Origin of the sequence: Streptomyces sp. NBC_01288, from assembly GCF_035982055.1 — a bacterium.
Lineage (GTDB): Bacteria > Actinomycetota > Actinomycetes > Streptomycetales > Streptomycetaceae > Streptomyces.
In genome coordinates this window covers 3,389,893-3,405,845 of record NZ_CP108427.1, presented here as the reverse complement: position 1 = coordinate 3,405,845, position 15,953 = coordinate 3,389,893, and the positions used below count along the sequence as shown (strand labels likewise).

The 15,953-nt window shown below is 68.9% G+C and carries 15 protein-coding genes; all 15 read left to right on the top strand.

The annotated features are described in order from the left end of the window. Positions 1–20 precede the first annotated feature (20 nt). On the top strand, positions 21–2,063 hold the full coding sequence (gene rho / locus OG194_RS14590; protein ID WP_327401287.1) for a transcription termination factor Rho: 2,043 nt from the start codon (positions 21–23) through the stop codon (positions 2,061–2,063). A gap of 150 nt (positions 2,064–2,213) precedes the next feature. Next, positions 2,214–4,070, top strand: coding sequence for a trypsin-like serine protease (locus OG194_RS14585; RefSeq protein WP_327401286.1), 1,857 nt, complete (start codon positions 2,214–2,216; stop codon positions 4,068–4,070). 219 nt (positions 4,071–4,289) lie between these two features. Beyond that, complete coding sequence (locus OG194_RS14580) at positions 4,290–5,426, top strand: LCP family protein (protein WP_327401285.1); 1,137 nt, start codon at positions 4,290–4,292, stop codon at positions 5,424–5,426. Positions 5,427–5,621: 195 nt separating this feature from the next. Further along, positions 5,622–5,846 carry a 50S ribosomal protein L31 gene (gene rpmE / locus OG194_RS14575; RefSeq protein ID WP_317881999.1) on the top strand — a complete coding sequence of 75 codons (225 nt, stop codon included), beginning with the start codon at positions 5,622–5,624 and terminating at the stop codon, positions 5,844–5,846. Positions 5,847–6,138: 292 nt separating this feature from the next. Then, positions 6,139–7,215 (top strand): peptide chain release factor 1, encoded by a 1,077-nt coding sequence (prfA, locus tag OG194_RS14570; protein ID WP_327401284.1) that lies wholly within the window; start codon positions 6,139–6,141, stop codon positions 7,213–7,215. A gap of 46 nt (positions 7,216–7,261) precedes the next feature. After that, entirely contained in the window at positions 7,262–8,107 is an 846-nt protein-coding gene (gene prmC / locus OG194_RS14565) for a peptide chain release factor N(5)-glutamine methyltransferase (protein ID WP_043683121.1), read from the top strand. 163 nt (positions 8,108–8,270) lie between these two features. Then, positions 8,271–8,918, top strand: a complete 648-nt coding sequence (locus tag OG194_RS14560; protein ID WP_327401283.1) for an L-threonylcarbamoyladenylate synthase — start codon at positions 8,271–8,273, stop codon at positions 8,916–8,918. After that, on the top strand, positions 8,915–9,583 hold the full coding sequence (locus OG194_RS14555) for an arsenate reductase/protein-tyrosine-phosphatase family protein (RefSeq protein ID WP_026150979.1): 669 nt from the start codon (positions 8,915–8,917) through the stop codon (positions 9,581–9,583). The genes OG194_RS14560 and OG194_RS14555 overlap by 4 nt, the downstream gene beginning before the upstream one ends. A gap of 201 nt (positions 9,584–9,784) precedes the next feature. Then, on the top strand, positions 9,785–11,023 hold the full coding sequence (gene glyA, locus OG194_RS14550; RefSeq protein WP_327407074.1) for a serine hydroxymethyltransferase: 1,239 nt from the start codon (positions 9,785–9,787) through the stop codon (positions 11,021–11,023). Positions 11,024–11,152: 129 nt separating this feature from the next. Next, entirely contained in the window at positions 11,153–12,472 is a 1,320-nt protein-coding gene (locus tag OG194_RS14545; RefSeq protein ID WP_327401282.1) for an MraY family glycosyltransferase, read from the top strand. A 294-nt stretch (positions 12,473–12,766) separates the two neighbouring features. Further along, positions 12,767–13,180, top strand: coding sequence for a hypothetical protein (locus OG194_RS14540; RefSeq protein WP_327401281.1), 414 nt, complete (start codon positions 12,767–12,769; stop codon positions 13,178–13,180). A gap of 210 nt (positions 13,181–13,390) precedes the next feature. Then, positions 13,391–14,227, top strand: coding sequence for a F0F1 ATP synthase subunit A (gene atpB, locus OG194_RS14535; protein ID WP_327407073.1), 837 nt, complete (start codon positions 13,391–13,393; stop codon positions 14,225–14,227). A gap of 75 nt (positions 14,228–14,302) precedes the next feature. Beyond that, positions 14,303–14,539 (top strand): ATP synthase subunit C, encoded by a 237-nt coding sequence (locus tag OG194_RS14530; protein WP_043683105.1) that lies wholly within the window; start codon positions 14,303–14,305, stop codon positions 14,537–14,539. Positions 14,540–14,582: 43 nt separating this feature from the next. Beyond that, positions 14,583–15,125: a F0F1 ATP synthase subunit B gene (locus tag OG194_RS14525; RefSeq protein WP_200679770.1), complete on the top strand. Its 543-nt coding sequence runs from the start codon at positions 14,583–14,585 to the stop codon at positions 15,123–15,125. After that, positions 15,122–15,937 (top strand): F0F1 ATP synthase subunit delta, encoded by an 816-nt coding sequence (locus tag OG194_RS14520; RefSeq protein WP_327401280.1) that lies wholly within the window; start codon positions 15,122–15,124, stop codon positions 15,935–15,937. Before OG194_RS14525 ends, OG194_RS14520 begins: the two co-directional genes overlap by 4 nt. The last annotated feature ends 16 nt before the right edge of the window (positions 15,938–15,953 follow it).

The window sequence follows — 15,953 nt, the reverse complement described above, 5'->3', positions numbered from 1 at the left end:
GCTCCAGGGAAGGACCCTTCGTGAGCGACACCACCGATCTGATGGGCGCGCGTGTCGAGGAGACCGCTGCCGCGCCCGCCACGGACGCCTCCGCGCCTGCCACCGGTGCCGGCTCCCGGCGGCGCCGCGGTACCGGCCTCGACGGCATGGTGCTGGCCGAGCTTCAGCAGGTCGCATCCGGCCTCGGCATCAGGGGCACCGCGCGGATGCGCAAGAGCCAGCTGATCGAGGTCATCAAGGACGCGCAGGCCGGCGGGGGTGCTCCGGCCAAGGCCGAGACCGCCACCGAGACCAAGCCGAAGCGCCGCGCCACCTCCAAGACCCGTACGGGCGACGAGGCGGCCGCCCCGGCCGAGCAGAAGGCCGAGAAGGTCGCCGCCGAGAAGGCCGTGGCCCAGCAGCAGATCGAGATCCCCGGCCAGCCCGCCAGCGACGACGCGCCGGTTGAGCGCCGTCGTCGCCGTGCGACCGCCGAGGCCGGCAGCCCCGAGACGGTCGTCGCCGAGGCGAAGAGCGAGCCGAAGGCCGAGACGACCGCCGCCGCGCAGGGCGAAGCCGGTGACGACGGCCGTCAGGGCCGCCGGGACCGTCGCGACCGCGACCGGGGTGACCGCGGTGGCCGTCAGGACCGCCAGGACCGCGACCGCGGCGACCGCCGCAAGGACAACGAGCAGCAGGGCGGCGGCCAGCAGCAGAGCGGCGGCCGTCAGGACCGCCAGCAGGGCGGTCAGCAGCAGGACCGTCAGCAGCAGAGCGGTGGCCGCCAGGACCGTCAGGACCGGCAGCAGCGCGACAACGGCCCGCAGGACGACGACGACTTCGAGGGCGGCCGGCGCGGCCGTCGCGGCCGGTACCGGGACCGCCGTGGCCGTCGCGGACGCGACGAGTTCGGTGGCAGTGCCGCGGGTGAGCCGCAGGTCGCCGACGACGATGTGCTGATCCCCGTCGCGGGCATCCTCGACATCCTCGACAACTACGCGTTCATCCGTACGTCCGGCTACCTGCCGGGCCCGAACGACGTGTACGTGTCCCTCGCCCAGGTCCGCAAGAACGGCCTGCGCAAGGGCGACCACGTCACGGGTGCGGTCCGCCAGCCCAAGGACGGCGAGCGCCGCGAGAAGTTCAACGCGCTGGTCCGCCTCGACTCGGCGAACGGCATGGCGGCCGAATCCGGGCGCGGGCGACCGGAGTTCAACAAGCTGACGCCTCTCTACCCGCAGGACCGGCTCCGCCTGGAGACCGACCCGGGTGTGCTGACGACCCGCATCATCGACCTCGTCGCGCCGATCGGTAAGGGCCAGCGCGGTCTGATCGTGGCCCCGCCGAAGACCGGCAAGACCATGATCATGCAGGCCATCGCCAACGCGATCACGCACAACAACCCCGAGTGCCACCTGATGGTCGTCCTGGTCGACGAGCGTCCGGAAGAGGTCACCGACATGCAGCGGTCGGTGAAGGGCGAGGTCATCTCCTCGACCTTCGACCGTCCCGCCGAGGACCACACCACGGTCGCCGAGCTCGCCATCGAGCGCGCCAAGCGCCTGGTGGAGCTGGGCCACGACGTCGTCGTCCTGCTCGACTCGATCACGCGTCTCGGCCGTGCGTACAACCTCGCGGCGCCCGCCTCCGGCCGCATCCTCTCCGGTGGTGTCGACTCCACGGCGCTGTACCCGCCCAAGCGCTTCTTCGGTGCCGCGCGCAACATCGAGGACGGCGGTTCGCTGACCATCCTCGCCACCGCGCTCGTCGACACCGGCTCGCGCATGGACGAGGTCATCTTCGAGGAGTTCAAGGGCACGGGCAACGCCGAGCTGAAGCTCGACCGGAAGCTCGCCGACAAGCGCATCTTCCCGGCGGTGGACGTCGACGCGTCCGGTACCCGTAAGGAAGAGATCCTGCTCGGCAGCGACGAGTTGGCCGTCACCTGGAAGCTCCGCCGGGTGCTGCACGCGCTCGACCAGCAGCAGGCGATCGAGCTGCTCCTCGACAAAATGAAGCAGACGAAGTCGAACGCCGAGTTCCTGCTCCAGATCCAGAAGACCACTCCTGGCAACGGGGACTAAGGCAAGTCAGCGTTATCAAAGGGCCGCTCCCTGTTAAGGGGGCGGCCCTTTGGGTTGTCAGTGGCTGGCTGTACGATCGCGCCCTTCGGACTTGTTTTCGATAATCGTCCGAACTTCTGATCCCGAGGGGGGACTTGAGTGGGTACGCCCATGCCTGGGGCCGGTCGGCACAGACGCCGGATACGTTTCGGCCTGCCTGTCGCCGCGGCCGGTATCGCCGCCGCCGTGACCGCCGCACTGATCACCACGTCCGCCGGCGCGGCCACCGCGCTGCCGACGCCGACCGTGAAGCCCGCCGTGAGCACCACGTCGCTCGCCACGCTGAAGAAGCGCGTCGCGGGCGCCGAGGCCGGTGACGACATCGCCGGGGAGACGACCAAGAAGGCGTCCCTGAGCGCGAGCACCACCGGCACGACCGCCGGCCCGAAGATCATCGGTGGCACGACCACCACCATCAACACCGCGCCGTTCATGGCGCAGCTCTGGTACTACGACGACAAGGGCACCACCGACGAGAGCGACGACCTCGGCTTCTTCTGCGGCGGCTCGGTCATCTCGCCGTCGAAGATCCTGACGGCCGGGCACTGCACCAAGGACGAGCACGGCAAGGCCTACAACTGGGCCAAGTACGGTGCCGTCGTCACCAGCGCCACCGTGCTGCCGACCACGGACACCGACGGCAACACCGACCTGCACGGCGGCCAGGCCACCGCGGTCCTGCGTCAGTGGACCCACCCGTCGTACAGCCCGACGACCATCGACAACGACATCGCGGTCCTCACCCTGGCGGCCCCCGTCAAGGCGACCCCGATCCGTATGACGACGAACACCGACACGGCGTCGTACACGGGCACGCCCGCCAAGACCGCCAAGGTCTACGGCTGGGGCCGCACCAGTTCCCAGACCCAGGACATCTCCCAGACGCTGAAGACGGCCACGCTGCCGATCCAGTCGGACGCCACCTGCACCGGCGCCTACGGCAGCCTCGTCATCAAGGCCCACATGGTCTGCGCGGGCACGCCCGCCACCGGCAGCGACACCGGTACGACGGCGATCTGCAACGGCGACTCCGGCGGCCCGCTGGTCGTCGGCGGCCGGATCGTCGGTGTCGTCTCCTGGAGCGGCGACGACGGTGACGCCACCACGGTCAACGACTGCGTCGTCGAGGGCACCTACGGCGTCTTCACGAAGGTCAGCGCCTACGTCGGCGCGGCCTACGCGCAGGTCGACGACGGCAACCTGAGCTACACCGACAACAAGGCCGACATCTACGCCCGCAAGTCCTCCAACAAGGTGGGCTACGAGCTGGACTCCAAGGGCACCTCGCTGGCCACGCGCGTGTCCCTGGGCGACTGGGGCGGCGTCAACCTGGTCCGGTCGGCCGACCTGAACCGGGACGGCTACCAGGACTGGATCTACCGGACCACCGCCGGCGCGGTCTACTGGGACCACTTCCAGCTCAACAGCGCGCGGGACGACGGCAGTTGGGTCAGCACGAAGATCTTCGCCAACTGGAAGACCCGCACCCGGATCATCGCTCCCGGCGATGTCACCGGCGACTACCTGCCCGACCTGGTCTCGGTCGACAGCGCGGGCGTGCTGTGGATCTACCCGGGCAAGGGCAACGGCACCTTCTCCTCGCCGTCACGGGTCGGCGGGGGCTGGAGCCAGTACAACACCCTGGTCGGCCACGGCGACTTCAACGGTGACGGCAAGGCCGACCTGCTCGCCCGCAACAAGAGCACCGGCGTCGTCTACCTGTACAAGGGCGCCGGCAAGTCCGGCTCGGGTGCCTTCGCGGCCCGCGTCAAGGTGCGCACCTGGGGCAGCTACAACGCCTTCGACGCCGTCGGTGACTTCACCGGCGACGGCAAGGCGGACCTCCTGATCCGCAACGCGAGCAACGTGCTGTACCTCTACCCGGGCACCGGCAAGGCCACGAGCGAGATCTTCGGCACACCGAAGTCGCTCGGCACCGGTTTCCAGCAGTACGACATCTTCGGCTGACATCGCAGGTGAGCGGGGCATTACCCGCTCGCTCGACTACGCGGAGTGCCCATCGCCGTACGCGATGGGCACTCTGCGTTGTGCAACCCTTTCCCGAGTTTCCCTGTCTGACCTGGCGGAGCGACCATAGAGCGAGGATTGAGCGGTATCGGTCGCTTCGGCCAGGCCTGAACCCTGAAAGCAGGGGGTAACCGACCCGGAACGAGATGCGAGGAGCCCATGTCCGCCGAGAGCACGCCGGAGCCCGCCATACCGGGCAATGACGGCACCAACGGCCCGCGCCACCGCGCAGGACGCCGTAAGAAGGACCGCAGTCCGCGTCACAAGGCCCTGCTGATCACGGCCTGGGTCGCGGCCGGCGTCGTCGTGCTGGGCGGCACCGGCGCCGGGTACGTGTACTTCAAGCTCAACGGCAACATCAAGAGCGTCGACATCAACCAGGCCCTCGGCACCGACCGGCCGGTCAAGGTCGACAACGGCTCGGAGAACATCCTGGTCCTGGGCTCGGACAGCCGCTCCGGCACCAACAAGAAGCTCGGCGGCGGCACCGACGACGGCAGCGCCCGCTCCGACACCGCGATGATCGTGCACGTCTACAAGGGCCACAAGAAGGCCAGCGTGGTGTCCATCCCGCGCGACACCCTCGTCGACCGCCCCGAGTGCACCGACACCAAGGGCGTCACGCACGACGCGGCGTCCGGCGTGATGTTCAACGAGGCGTACTCCACGGGTGGCGCCGCCTGCACGGTGAAGACCGTCGAGTCCGTCACCGGGCTGCGTATGGACCACTACCTGGAGGTCGACTTCGCCGGCTTCGAGAAGCTCATCGACGAACTCGGCGGCGTCCCGGTCACCACGACCAAGGCCATCAAGGACCCGCAGAGCCACCTCGACCTCAAGGCCGGCACCCACACGCTGAGCGGCCAGCAGGCCCTCGGCCTGGTCCGCACCCGGCACGGCGTCGGCGACGGCTCCGACCTGGGCCGCATCCAGCTCCAGCAGGCCTTCATCAAGGCCCTGGTCAACCAGGTCAAGCACATCGGCGTCCTCACCAGCCCGACCAAGCTCTACGACCTCGCCAACACCGCCACCGAGGCCGTCACCACCGACTCCGACCTCGGCTCGGTGAACTCCCTCACGTCCTTCGCCAACGGCCTCAAGACCATCAGCTCGAAGAACATGAACATGGTCACGATGCCCGTCGAGTACGACCCGGCCAACCCGAACCGGGTGATCGTGGAGAAGACGAAGGCCCAGATGGTGTGGACAGCGTTGAAGAACGACCTGCCGATCCCTACGGCGGCGACCAAAGGCACGGCTACCGGTGAAGCCAAGGGTGTGGTGACGAGCTCTTAAGGGGCGCGGGGCTGTGTCGATTAGCGGCTCCGCCGCGGGGGCGCGCTCAGCCCCCACCGGCCCGCAGGGAATAGACAACGCTAACCCCCGGTTTTGGGAGATGGCTCCAGTGCTGGCAGACTGGACAGTCGGCCCCGGTTCACGTCCCGCAACCCGCGGAGCGACCCGGCGCCCTCCCGAAACTAGGAGACACCCTTGAAGCGCGAGATCCACCCCGAGTACGTCGAGACCCAGGTCAGCTGCACCTGTGGCGCGTCGTTCACCACCCACAGCACGATCGCGAGCGGCACCATCCGCGCCGACGTCTGCTCCGAGTGCCACCCGTTCTACACGGGCAAGCAGAAGATCCTCGACACCGGTGGCCGCGTGGCCCGCTTCGAGGCCCGCTTCGGCAAGGCTGCTGCCGGCTCCACGAAGTAGCGAGCTTCCCTAGGGCCTGTCCGGCGGATCCTGTCGGAGACGCGGGGCCTGGCACGCACATCTGCGGCGTTGTCGTCGGTCGCCAACGCTCCGCGTTGACTCCGTCCTCCGCCTTGCAGCTGCACGCACCAGGCCCCGCTCACCGGCATTTATGAGGTTCGGCGGATTTCCTCCGACCTGATCCGCCGGACAGGCCCTAGCGCCGGTCCACGGCCACGCCCTCCACAGGTGTGCCGGGACCGGCGTTTTTGGTCGCCCGCCTTCCCTTCCGTACGCATTTCAGGAGCCCAAGATGTTCGAGGCTGTCGAGGACCTCATCGGCGAGCACGCCGACCTTGAGACGAAGCTCGCCGACCCGTCGGTCCACGCCGACCAGGCCAACGCGCGCAAGCTGAACAAGCGCTACGCCGAGCTCACCCCGATCGTCGCCACGTACCGCTCCTGGAAGCAGACCGGCGACGACATCGAGACCGCGCGTGAACTCGGCGCCGACGACCCGGAGTTCGCGGCCGAGGTCAAGGAGCTGGAGAAGCACCGCGAGGAGATCACGGAGAAGCTGCGGCTGCTGCTCGTGCCGCGTGACCCCAACGACGACAAGGACGTGATCCTTGAGGTCAAGGCGGGCGCCGGCGGCGACGAGTCCGCGCTGTTCGCGGGTGACCTGCTGCGCATGTACCTGCGGTACGCGGAGCGCGTCGGCTGGAAGACCGAGATCATCGACGCCACCGAGTCCGAGCTGGGCGGCTACAAGGACGTCCAGGTCGCGGTGAAGACCAAGGGCGGCAACGGCGCGACCGAGCCCGGCCAGGGTGTCTGGGCCCGCCTGAAGTACGAGGGCGGCGTGCACCGCGTGCAGCGCGTCCCGGCGACCGAGTCCGCGGGCCGTATCCACACCTCGGCGGCCGGTGTCCTGGTCACCCCCGAGGCGGAGGAGGTCGACGTCGAGATCAACCCGAACGACCTCCGCATCGACGTCTACCGCTCCTCGGGTCCCGGCGGGCAGTCCGTCAACACGACCGACTCCGCGGTGCGCATCACGCACATTCCGACCGGAGTCGTCGCTTCCTGCCAGAACGAGAAGAGCCAGCTGCAGAACAAGGAGCAGGCACTGCGTATCCTGCGCTCCAGGCTGCTCGCCGCGGCACAGGAGGAGGCGGAGAGGAATGCCGCCGACGCCCGCCGCAGCCAGGTCCGCACGGTCGACCGCTCCGAGAAGATCCGTACGTACAACTTCCCGGAGAACCGCATCTCGGACCACCGCGTCGGATTCAAGGCGTACAACCTCGACCAGGTCCTGGACGGCGACCTCGACGCGATGATCCAGGCTTGCGTGGACGCGGACTCGGCCGCCAAGCTCGCGGCGGCGTAAGGCACGGCACGGTTCGGCACGGACGAGTACGACACGGAGGACTTGCGTGAACCTGCTGCTCGCAGAGGTGGCCCAGGCCACCCAGCGGCTGGCCGACGCCGGCGTGCCCTCGCCGCGCAACGACGCGGAGGAGCTCGCCGCGTACGTGCACGGTGTGAAGCGGGGCGAGCTGCACTCCGTGAAGGACGTGGACTTCGACGCCCGCTACTGGGAGACCATCGCCCGGCGCGAGCAGCGTGAGCCGCTCCAGCACATCACCGGCCGGGCCTTCTTCCGGTACCTCGAACTCCAGGTCGGGCCAGGGGTGTTCGTGCCCCGCCCCGAGACCGAGTCGGTGGTCGGCTGGGCCATAGACGCGGTCCGCGCGATGGACGTCGTAGAGCCGCTGATCGTGGACCTCTGCACCGGATCCGGCGCCATCGCCCTCGCCCTCGCGCAGGAGGTCCCGCGCTCCCGGGTGCACGCCGTGGAGCTGTCCGAGGACGCCCTCCAGTGGACCCGCAAGAACATGGAGGGGTCGAGGGTCGACCTGCGGCAGGGGAATGCCCTGGACGCCTTTCCCGACCTCGACGGCCATGTCGACCTGGTCATCTCCAACCCGCCGTACATCCCGCTCACCGAATGGGAGTACGTCGCTCCCGAGGCGCGGGACTACGATCCCGAACTCGCCCTGTTCTCGGGCGAGGACGGCCTCGACCTGATCCGCGGCATCGAACGCACCGCCCACCGACTTCTCCGCCCGGGCGGTGTCGTCGTCATCGAGCACGCCGACACCCAGGGCGGCCAGGTGCCGTGGATCTTCACCGAGGAGCGTGGCTGGGCCGACGCGGCCGACCACCCCGATCTCAACAACCGCCCGCGCTTCGCGACCGCCCGCAGGGCTACGCCATGACAGCCGCGTTCGCCTGGCAAGCAGCGAGTGAGCCGAAGGGGCGCGTCGGTGTCGAGAGCCCGAGCGCGCGGAGGCCCGAAGGGGTGAGCACGGTCGGGGGCTCGACGCCGACAACAGGCGCCCCGGAGGCGAACCGAGCTACAAAAAAAGGAGACCGCTAGACATGGCACGGCGATACGACACCAATGACGCGACCGACCGCACGACGGGTCTGCGCGAGGCCGCGTCCGCCGTCCGCCGGGGCGAACTCGTGGTCCTGCCGACCGACACGGTCTACGGCATCGGGGCCGACGCGTTCTCCTCGGAGGCCGTCGCCGATCTCCTGGACGCCAAGGGCCGGGGCCGCAACATGCCCACCCCCGTCCTCATCGGCTCCCCGAACACGTTGCACGGCCTCGTCACGGACTTCTCCGAGCTGGCCTGGGAACTCGTCGACGCGTTCTGGCCGGGCGCCCTCACACTGGTCGCCAAGCACCAGCCGTCTCTCCAGTGGGACCTGGGCGACACCCGGGGCACGGTCGCCGTACGGATGCCGCTGCACCCGGTCGCGATCGAGCTGCTGACGGAGGTCGGTCCGATGGCGGTCTCCTCGGCGAACCTCACCGGCCACCCCGTGCCGGAGGACTGTGACGCGGCCCAGCAGATGCTCGGCGACTCGGTCTCCGTGTACCTCGACGGCGGTCCTACGCCCGGCAACGTGCCGTCGTCGATCGTCGACGTCACGCGCGAGGTGCCGCTGCTGCTGCGCGCGGGCGCGATCTCGGCCGAGGAGCTGCGGAAGGTCGTCCCCGACCTTGAGGTGGCGAATTGACAGCCCCTGACGCGGGGCGTGGCATAGGCAACGGGGAAGTGACGGGGACCTTCGGTCTCCCCATGGACAGCTTCCGCATCCTCCACGTCAGCACCGGCAACGTGTGCCGCTCGCCGATCACCGAGCGGCTGACCCGTCATGCCCTGGCGGACCGGCTCGGCGACCCGCTGTGGGGCGGGCTGATCGTGGAGAGCGCCGGCACGTGGGGCCATGAGGGCGCACCCATGGAGACCAACGCGGCGACCGTCCTCACCGACTTCGGCGCGGACCCCTCCGGGTTCACCGGCCGCGAGCTGCTCGACGACCACGTGATCCGCGCCGACCTGGTCCTGACGGCCACCCGGGACCACCGCGCCCAGGTCATCTCGATGGGCCACTCTGCGGGCCTGCGCACCTTCACCCTCAAGGAGTTCACCCGCCTGGTGAAGGCCATAGACCCCGCGACCCTCCCACCCCTGGAGGACGGCATGGTGGCCCGCGCCCGCGCCCTGGTCCGCGCGGCGGCGGCCCTACGAGGCTGGCTCCTGGCCCCCACAGCGGAAGCGGACGAGGTCTTCGACCCGTACGGCGCACCCCTGCCGTTCTTCCGCTCCATCGGCGACGAGATAAATCAGGCGATCGACCCGGTGGTGACCGCCCTCACCGGCGTTCCGGCGAAGACGTAGCAACGCCCGCGCGGAGGTGATCCGGCGGTAGCGGAGTCGGCGACGCCCGCCGCGGAGCGGCTGATGTGGCTGAATCAGGCGATCGACCCCGCGGTGACCGCCCTCACCGGCGTCCCCGCGAAGACGTGGCAACGCCCGCGCGCCCCACCCGCCCCGGGCCTACATTGGACGTACGTCACCGTCGACGGTCCGGAGTCCATCATGTCGGTCACCCCTGTCCTTGAGGCCGATGTCCTGCGTCGGCAGGACCCCGAGCTGGCCGAGATCCTGCTCGGGGAGCTGGCGCGGCAGTCGACGACGCTCCAGTTGGTCGCCGCCGAGAACTTCACCTCGCCCGCCGTGCTGGCCGCGCTCGGCTCCCCGCTCGCCAACAAGTACGCCGAGGGATACCCCGGCGCCCGCCACCACGGCGGCTGCGAGATCGTCGACGTCGCCGAGCGGGTCGCCGTGGACCGGGCGAAGGCGCTGTTCGGGGCCGAGCACGCCAACGTGCAGGCGCATTCCGGGTCTTCGGCCGTGCTGGCCGCCTACGCCGCGCTGCTGCGGCCCGGTGACACCGTCCTCGCGCTGGGGCTGCCGTACGGCGGGCATCTCACGCACGGGTCGCCCGCGAACTTCTCCGGGCGGTGGTTCGACTTCGTGGGGTACGGGGTGGACGCGGAGACCGGGCTCATCGACTACGAGCAGGTCCGCGGTCTCGCCCGCAGCCACCGCCCCAAGGCGATCGTGTGCGGGTCCATCGCCTATCCCCGGCACATCGACTACGCCTTCTTCCGCGAGGTCGCCGACGAGGTGGGCGCCTATCTCATCGCCGACGCCGCGCATCCCATCGGGCTCGTCGCCGGGGGAGCGGCGCCGAACCCGGTGCCGTACGCCGATGTCGTCTGCGCGACCACGCACAAGGTGCTGCGCGGGCCGCGCGGCGGGATGCTGCTGTGCGGGAGCGAGCTGGCCGAACGGGTGGACCGGGCCGTTTTTCCGTTCACGCAGGGTGGCGCGCAGATGCACACCATCGCCGCCAAGGCCGTCGCGTTCGGCGAGGCGGCGACGCCGGCCTTCACGGCGTACGCCCATCAGGTGGTCGCCAACGCCCGGGTGCTCGCGGCGGGGCTGGCGGCGGAGGGGCTGGTCGTCACGACGGGCGGTACGGATACCCATCTGATCACCGTCGATCCGTTGCCCCTCGGCGTCGACGGACGGGCCGCACGGGGTCAACTCGCCGCCGCCGGGATGGTGTTGGACTGCTGCGCGCTGCCGCACGGTGACTCGCGCGGGTTGCGGCTCGGTACCGCCGCGGTGACCACGCAGGGCATGGGGGAGGGCGAGATGGCGGGGATCGCGGCACTGCTGGCGGGGGTGCTGCGCGGGCGGGTCGACGCCCGGCGGGCCCGTGACGAAGTGCGGGATCTTGTGGGTGGATTCCTGCCGTATCCGGGCTGAACGGGGGTACCCGCACCAAGGTGCACAGCCACACGTGCAACCATCGTCGCTACCCGGAAGTCCCCAACCATATGCGTCCCTCGCTAGGGTGTGGGGCTGTGATGGCCAGCGAGACCTGTGGGGAAGCCTGTGCGTGAATACCTGCTGACGCTCTGCGTGACGGCCGCGGTGACGTATCTGCTGACCGGGCCGGTGCGGAAGTTCGCGATCGTGGCCGGGGCGATGCCGGAGATCCGGGCCCGTGACGTGCACCGGGAACCCACTCCGCGGCTCGGCGGTATCGCCATGTTCTTCGGCCTGTGCGCCGGTCTGCTGGTCGCCGACCACCTGACCAACCTCAGCGCGGTCTTCGAGAACTCGAACGAGCCGCGCGCCCTGCTCTCCGGAGCGGCCCTGATCTGGCTGATCGGCGTCCTGGACGACAAGTTCGAGATCGACGCCCTGATCAAGCTGGGCGGCCAGATGATCGCCGCCGGCGTGATGGTCATGCAGGGTCTGACGATCCTGTGGCTGCCCATCCCGGGCGTCGGCAACGTGGCGCTGACCCAGTGGCAGGGCACCCTGCTCACCGTCGCTCTGGTCGTCATCACCATCAACGCGGTCAACTTCGTCGACGGCCTCGACGGCCTGGCCTCCGGCATGGTGTGCATCGCGGCCGCCGCGTTCTTCCTGTACGCCTACCGGATCTGGTACTCGTACGGCATCGAGGCCGCCGCCCCGGCCACGCTCTTCTCGGCGATCCTGATGGGCATGTGCCTGGGCTTCCTGCCGCACAACATGCACCCCGCGCGGATCTTCATGGGCGACTCCGGCTCGATGCTGATCGGCCTGGTGCTGGCCGCGGGCGCCATCTCCATCACGGGACAGGTCGACCCGGACGCGCTTCAGCTGTTCGTCGGCTCCGAGAAGGCGGCGGTGCACCAGACGGTGCCGGTCTACATCCCGCTGCTGCTGCCGCTGACGATCATCGCGGTGCCGGCCGCCGACCTGGTGCTGGCGATCGTCCGCCGTACCTGGCGCGGACAGTCGCCGTTCGCCGCGGACCGCGGCCATCTGCACCACCGGCTCCTGGAGATCGGCCACTCGCACAGCCGGGCGGTGCTGATCATGTACTTCTGGTCGGCGCTGATCGCGTTCGGGGCGCTGTCCTACTCGGTCAACTCGGCCTCGATGTGGATCGTCCTCGGCATCGTCTTTCTGAGCGCGATCGGGCTGCTGCTGCTCCTGCTGCCGCGCTTCACTCCGCGCGCCCCGCGCTGGGCGGAGCACCTGGTGCCGCCGCGATATCGCCGTCGCAGGGCCGCAGTTGACCCCGTGGCCGTGCTGGCGGAGGAGGACCGTGACCCGCGTCCTCCGGTTGTCACCGGAGTGTCAGGAGTCAACGGGGCGACCGCAGTCGGCCGCCGTTCGCGCCTCCTGGACGGACGTAAAGCCGAGTCCTCGCGCTGACGCCAAGGTAAGAATCTGACTAAAGCGTTGCCATCCCGTGGGCAGACAAAGCCTCCCCATACCAGACAAGTTGGCCGCTATTTTGCACAGACGCGCACTGTCACTCTCATGTGTGACAGCAAGCACACCTTCTAGGTAAAGACCGCATCAAATAGTTTGTGATACGGTTCACGAGAACCCGGGACAGAGCCGAAGGACCGTAGTGCGAGGGTCCATTGGCGTGAGGTTCTCTCTCATCCCGGGACTACGCTCGTCCATGACGACACGCCCCCCTTAGCAAGCGGAGTTGCCGCCATGCCGTCCAATGACGCCCGGATTCTCCTTCAAGCCGCTGTGCCCACAGCTGCCGTCGGCGCGATTGCCGCCGTCGTCAGTGCCGTGGTCGCCGGCGGCGAAGGAGCTATTGGGGCAGCCGTTGGGACGCTGATCGTGATCCTCTTCATGGGAATCGGGCTCTACGTTCTGCAGCGCACTGCCAAATCGCTTCCGCACCTGTTCCAGGCGATGGGCCTCATGCTCTTCGCGGCGCAGATTCTTCTGTTGTTCATTTTCCTCGCCGCGTTCAAGCACACCTCGCTGTTCAATCCCAAAGCCTTCGCGTTCACCCTGCTCGCCGGAACGATCGTCTGGACCGTCGCGCAGACCCGTGCCCACATGAAGGCCAAAATCCTCTACGTCGAGCCCGAGAAGTCGGGGCATTCGTCGTGAGAGGTAGGGCCGGGATAAGAGCACGTAAGCGACCCTGCTATCGTCCGGTGCCAACTGCGGCATCGCGGGCGCGGGCATCTGAGCTGACGCCTGCTCAATCGCGAGGCTCGATGCCCCACTGCCGCCCCCACATCCGTTACACCAGTCCAGTGCCGAACCGCGGCTGCGCGCCGCGCCGACACAACGAGGTTGCCGTACCTATGCGCCACGCTGAAGGAGCCCGCGGTGAGTGCTGACCCGACGCAGGTGCTCGCCTTCGAGACCGACTGCCACATCTTCGACGGCTGTGGCTTCCCGGCTCCCGGCCTGCACTCGTTCCTGTTCAAGCCCCTTATGGGGGACGGCGACAGCAACGTGTACTTCAACAAGCCGATGCTGCTGGCGCTGCTCGGCTCGGTCATCGTCGTCGGCTTCTTCTGGGCCGCCTTCCGCAAGCCGAAGGTCGTCCCCGGCAAGCTGCAGATGGTCGCCGAGTCCGGCTACGACTTCATCCGCCGCGGAGTCGTCTACGAGACGATCGGAAAGAAGGAGGGCGAGAAGTACGTACCGCTGGTCGTCTCGCTGTTCTTCTTCATCTGGATGATGAACCTCTGGTCGATCGTGCCGGTCGCCCAGTTCCCGGTGACATCGATCATCGCGTACCCCATCGTCCTCGCGGCGATCGTGTACACCACCTGGGTCTCGCTGACGTTCAAGCGGCACGGATTCGTCGGCGCCTTCAAGAACTTCAGCGGTTACGACAAGTCGCTCGGCGCGGTTCTCCCGCTGGCGATGGGCATCGAGCTGCTCTCGAACCTGATCGTCCGGCCGTTCACGCACGCGGTGCGACTGTTCGCGAACATGTTCGCGGGCCACACCCTGCTGCTGCTCTTCACGATCGCCAGCTGGTACCTGCTGAACGGCATCGGCATCGCCTACGCGGGTGTCTCGTTCGTCATGGTCATCGTGATGACGGCCTTCGAACTCTTCATCCAGGCCCTGCAGGCGTACGTCTTCGTGCTGCTGACCTGCACCTTCATCCAGGGCGCGCTCGCCGAGAACCACTGAGCACCCCCCACCAGAACCCCCCTTAGCGTCCGGTGGCCAACCTCCGCCGGTCCGTACAGATAAGGAAGAATCAGCATGGCTGCCACTGAGACCCTCGCTGCCGTCTCCGGTTCGCTCGGCTCCATCGGCTACGGCCTCGCCGCCATCGGTCCGGGCGTCGGCGTCGGCATCATCTTCGGCAACGGCACCCAGGCTCTTGCCCGTCAGCCCGAAGCTGCCGGCCTGATCCGTGCCAACCAGATCCTCGGCTTCGCCTTCTGTGAGGCCCTTGCCCTCATCGGCCTGGTCATGCCGTTCGTCTACGGCACCTGATCGACCGCGATCAGCGACAGCCCACTAGACGAAAGGCACTGACATGAGCCAGCTGCTCATTCTGGCGGCCGAGAAGGAGAATCCTCTCGTCCCGCCGATCCCCGAGCTTGTCATCGGCCTGATCGCCTTCGTCATCGTCTTCGGCTTCCTCGCCAAGAAGCTCCTCCCGAACATCAACAAGGTTCTGGACGAGCGGCGCGAGGCCATCGAGGGCGGTATCGAGAAGGCCGAGGCCGCCCAGACCGAGGCACAGAGCGTGCTTGAGCAGTACAAGGCTCAGCTCGCCGAGGCCCGGCACGAGGCCGCGCGGCTGCGCCAGGAGGCGCAGGAGCAGGGCGCCACGCTCATCGCCGAGATGCGCGCGGAAGGCCAGCGGCAGCGCGAGGAGATCGTCGCCGCCGGTCACACGCAGATCGACGCCGACCGCAAGGCCGCTTCGCAGGCACTGCGCCAGGACGTGGGCAAGCTCGCCACCGACCTGGCCGGCAAGCTCGTCGGCGAGTCCCTTGAGGACCACGCCCGGCAGAGCCGCGTGATCGACCGTTTCCTTGATGAACTTGAGGAGAAGGCCGAGGCCGCACGATGAACGGAGCGAGCCGCGAGGCCCTGGCAGCCGCACGTGAGCGTCTCGACGCGCTGACGGACTCCACGTCCGTGAACGCGGCGCGGCTCGCCGACGAGCTGGCCGCCGTCACCGCGCTGCTCGGCCGTGAGGTGTCCCTGCGCCGGGTCCTCACCGACCCGGCGCAGGACGGCGAGGCCAAGGCCCAGCTGGCCGAGCGCCTGCTCGGCGCCCAGGTCGGCGGCCCCGCCCTCGACCTGCTGTCCGGCATGGTGCGCTCCCGCTGGTCGCAGTCCCGCGACCTGGTGGACGCGCTGGAGGAGCTGGCGGCCACCGCCGACCTCACCGCCGCCCAGCAGTCGGGCGAGCTCGACGACGTCGAGGACGAGCTGTTCCGGTTCGGCCGGATCGTCTCCTCGAACACCGGACTGCGCGCCGCGCTGACCGACCGCGCCGCCGGCACCGCGGCCAAGAGCGAGCTGCTCGGCAGCCTGCTCGGCGGCCGTGCCAAGCCCGCCACGGAGCGACTGGTGACCCGCCTGGTGACCGCGCCCCGGGGACGTAGCCTGGAAGCGGGACTCGAGTCCCTCTCCAAGCTCGCCGCCGAGCGCCGCAGCCGCCTGGTCGCGGTCGTCACCACGGCGGTCCCGCTGAGCGACCCGCAGAAGCAGCGCCTGGGCGCCGCCCTCGCGAAGCTCTACGGCCGCCACATGCACCTGAACATCGACGTGGACCCCGAGGTCCTCGGCGGCATTCGGGTGCAGGTCGGCGACGAGGTCATCAACGGCTCCATCGCGGACCGCCTCGATGACGCCGCTCGCCGCATGGCGAGCTAGCAGCACCCATACAAAG

Coding starts and splice junctions, on each gene's coding strand:
- OG194_RS14585 (WP_327401286.1), top strand. CDS start 2,214: ATGCCTGGGGCCGGTCGGCACAGACGCCGGATACGTTTCGGCCTGCCT.
- OG194_RS14580 (WP_327401285.1), top strand. CDS start 4,290: ATGTCCGCCGAGAGCACGCCGGAGCCCGCCATACCGGGCAATGACGGC.
- prfA (WP_327401284.1), top strand. CDS start 6,139: ATGTTCGAGGCTGTCGAGGACCTCATCGGCGAGCACGCCGACCTTGAG.
- OG194_RS14560 (WP_327401283.1), top strand. CDS start 8,271: ATGGCACGGCGATACGACACCAATGACGCGACCGACCGCACGACGGGT.
- glyA (WP_327407074.1), top strand. CDS start 9,785: ATGTCGGTCACCCCTGTCCTTGAGGCCGATGTCCTGCGTCGGCAGGAC.
- OG194_RS14540 (WP_327401281.1), top strand. CDS start 12,767: ATGCCGTCCAATGACGCCCGGATTCTCCTTCAAGCCGCTGTGCCCACA.
- OG194_RS14530 (WP_043683105.1), top strand. CDS start 14,303: ATGGCTGCCACTGAGACCCTCGCTGCCGTCTCCGGTTCGCTCGGCTCC.
- OG194_RS14525 (WP_200679770.1), top strand. CDS start 14,583: ATGAGCCAGCTGCTCATTCTGGCGGCCGAGAAGGAGAATCCTCTCGTC.
- OG194_RS14520 (WP_327401280.1), top strand. CDS start 15,122: ATGAACGGAGCGAGCCGCGAGGCCCTGGCAGCCGCACGTGAGCGTCTC.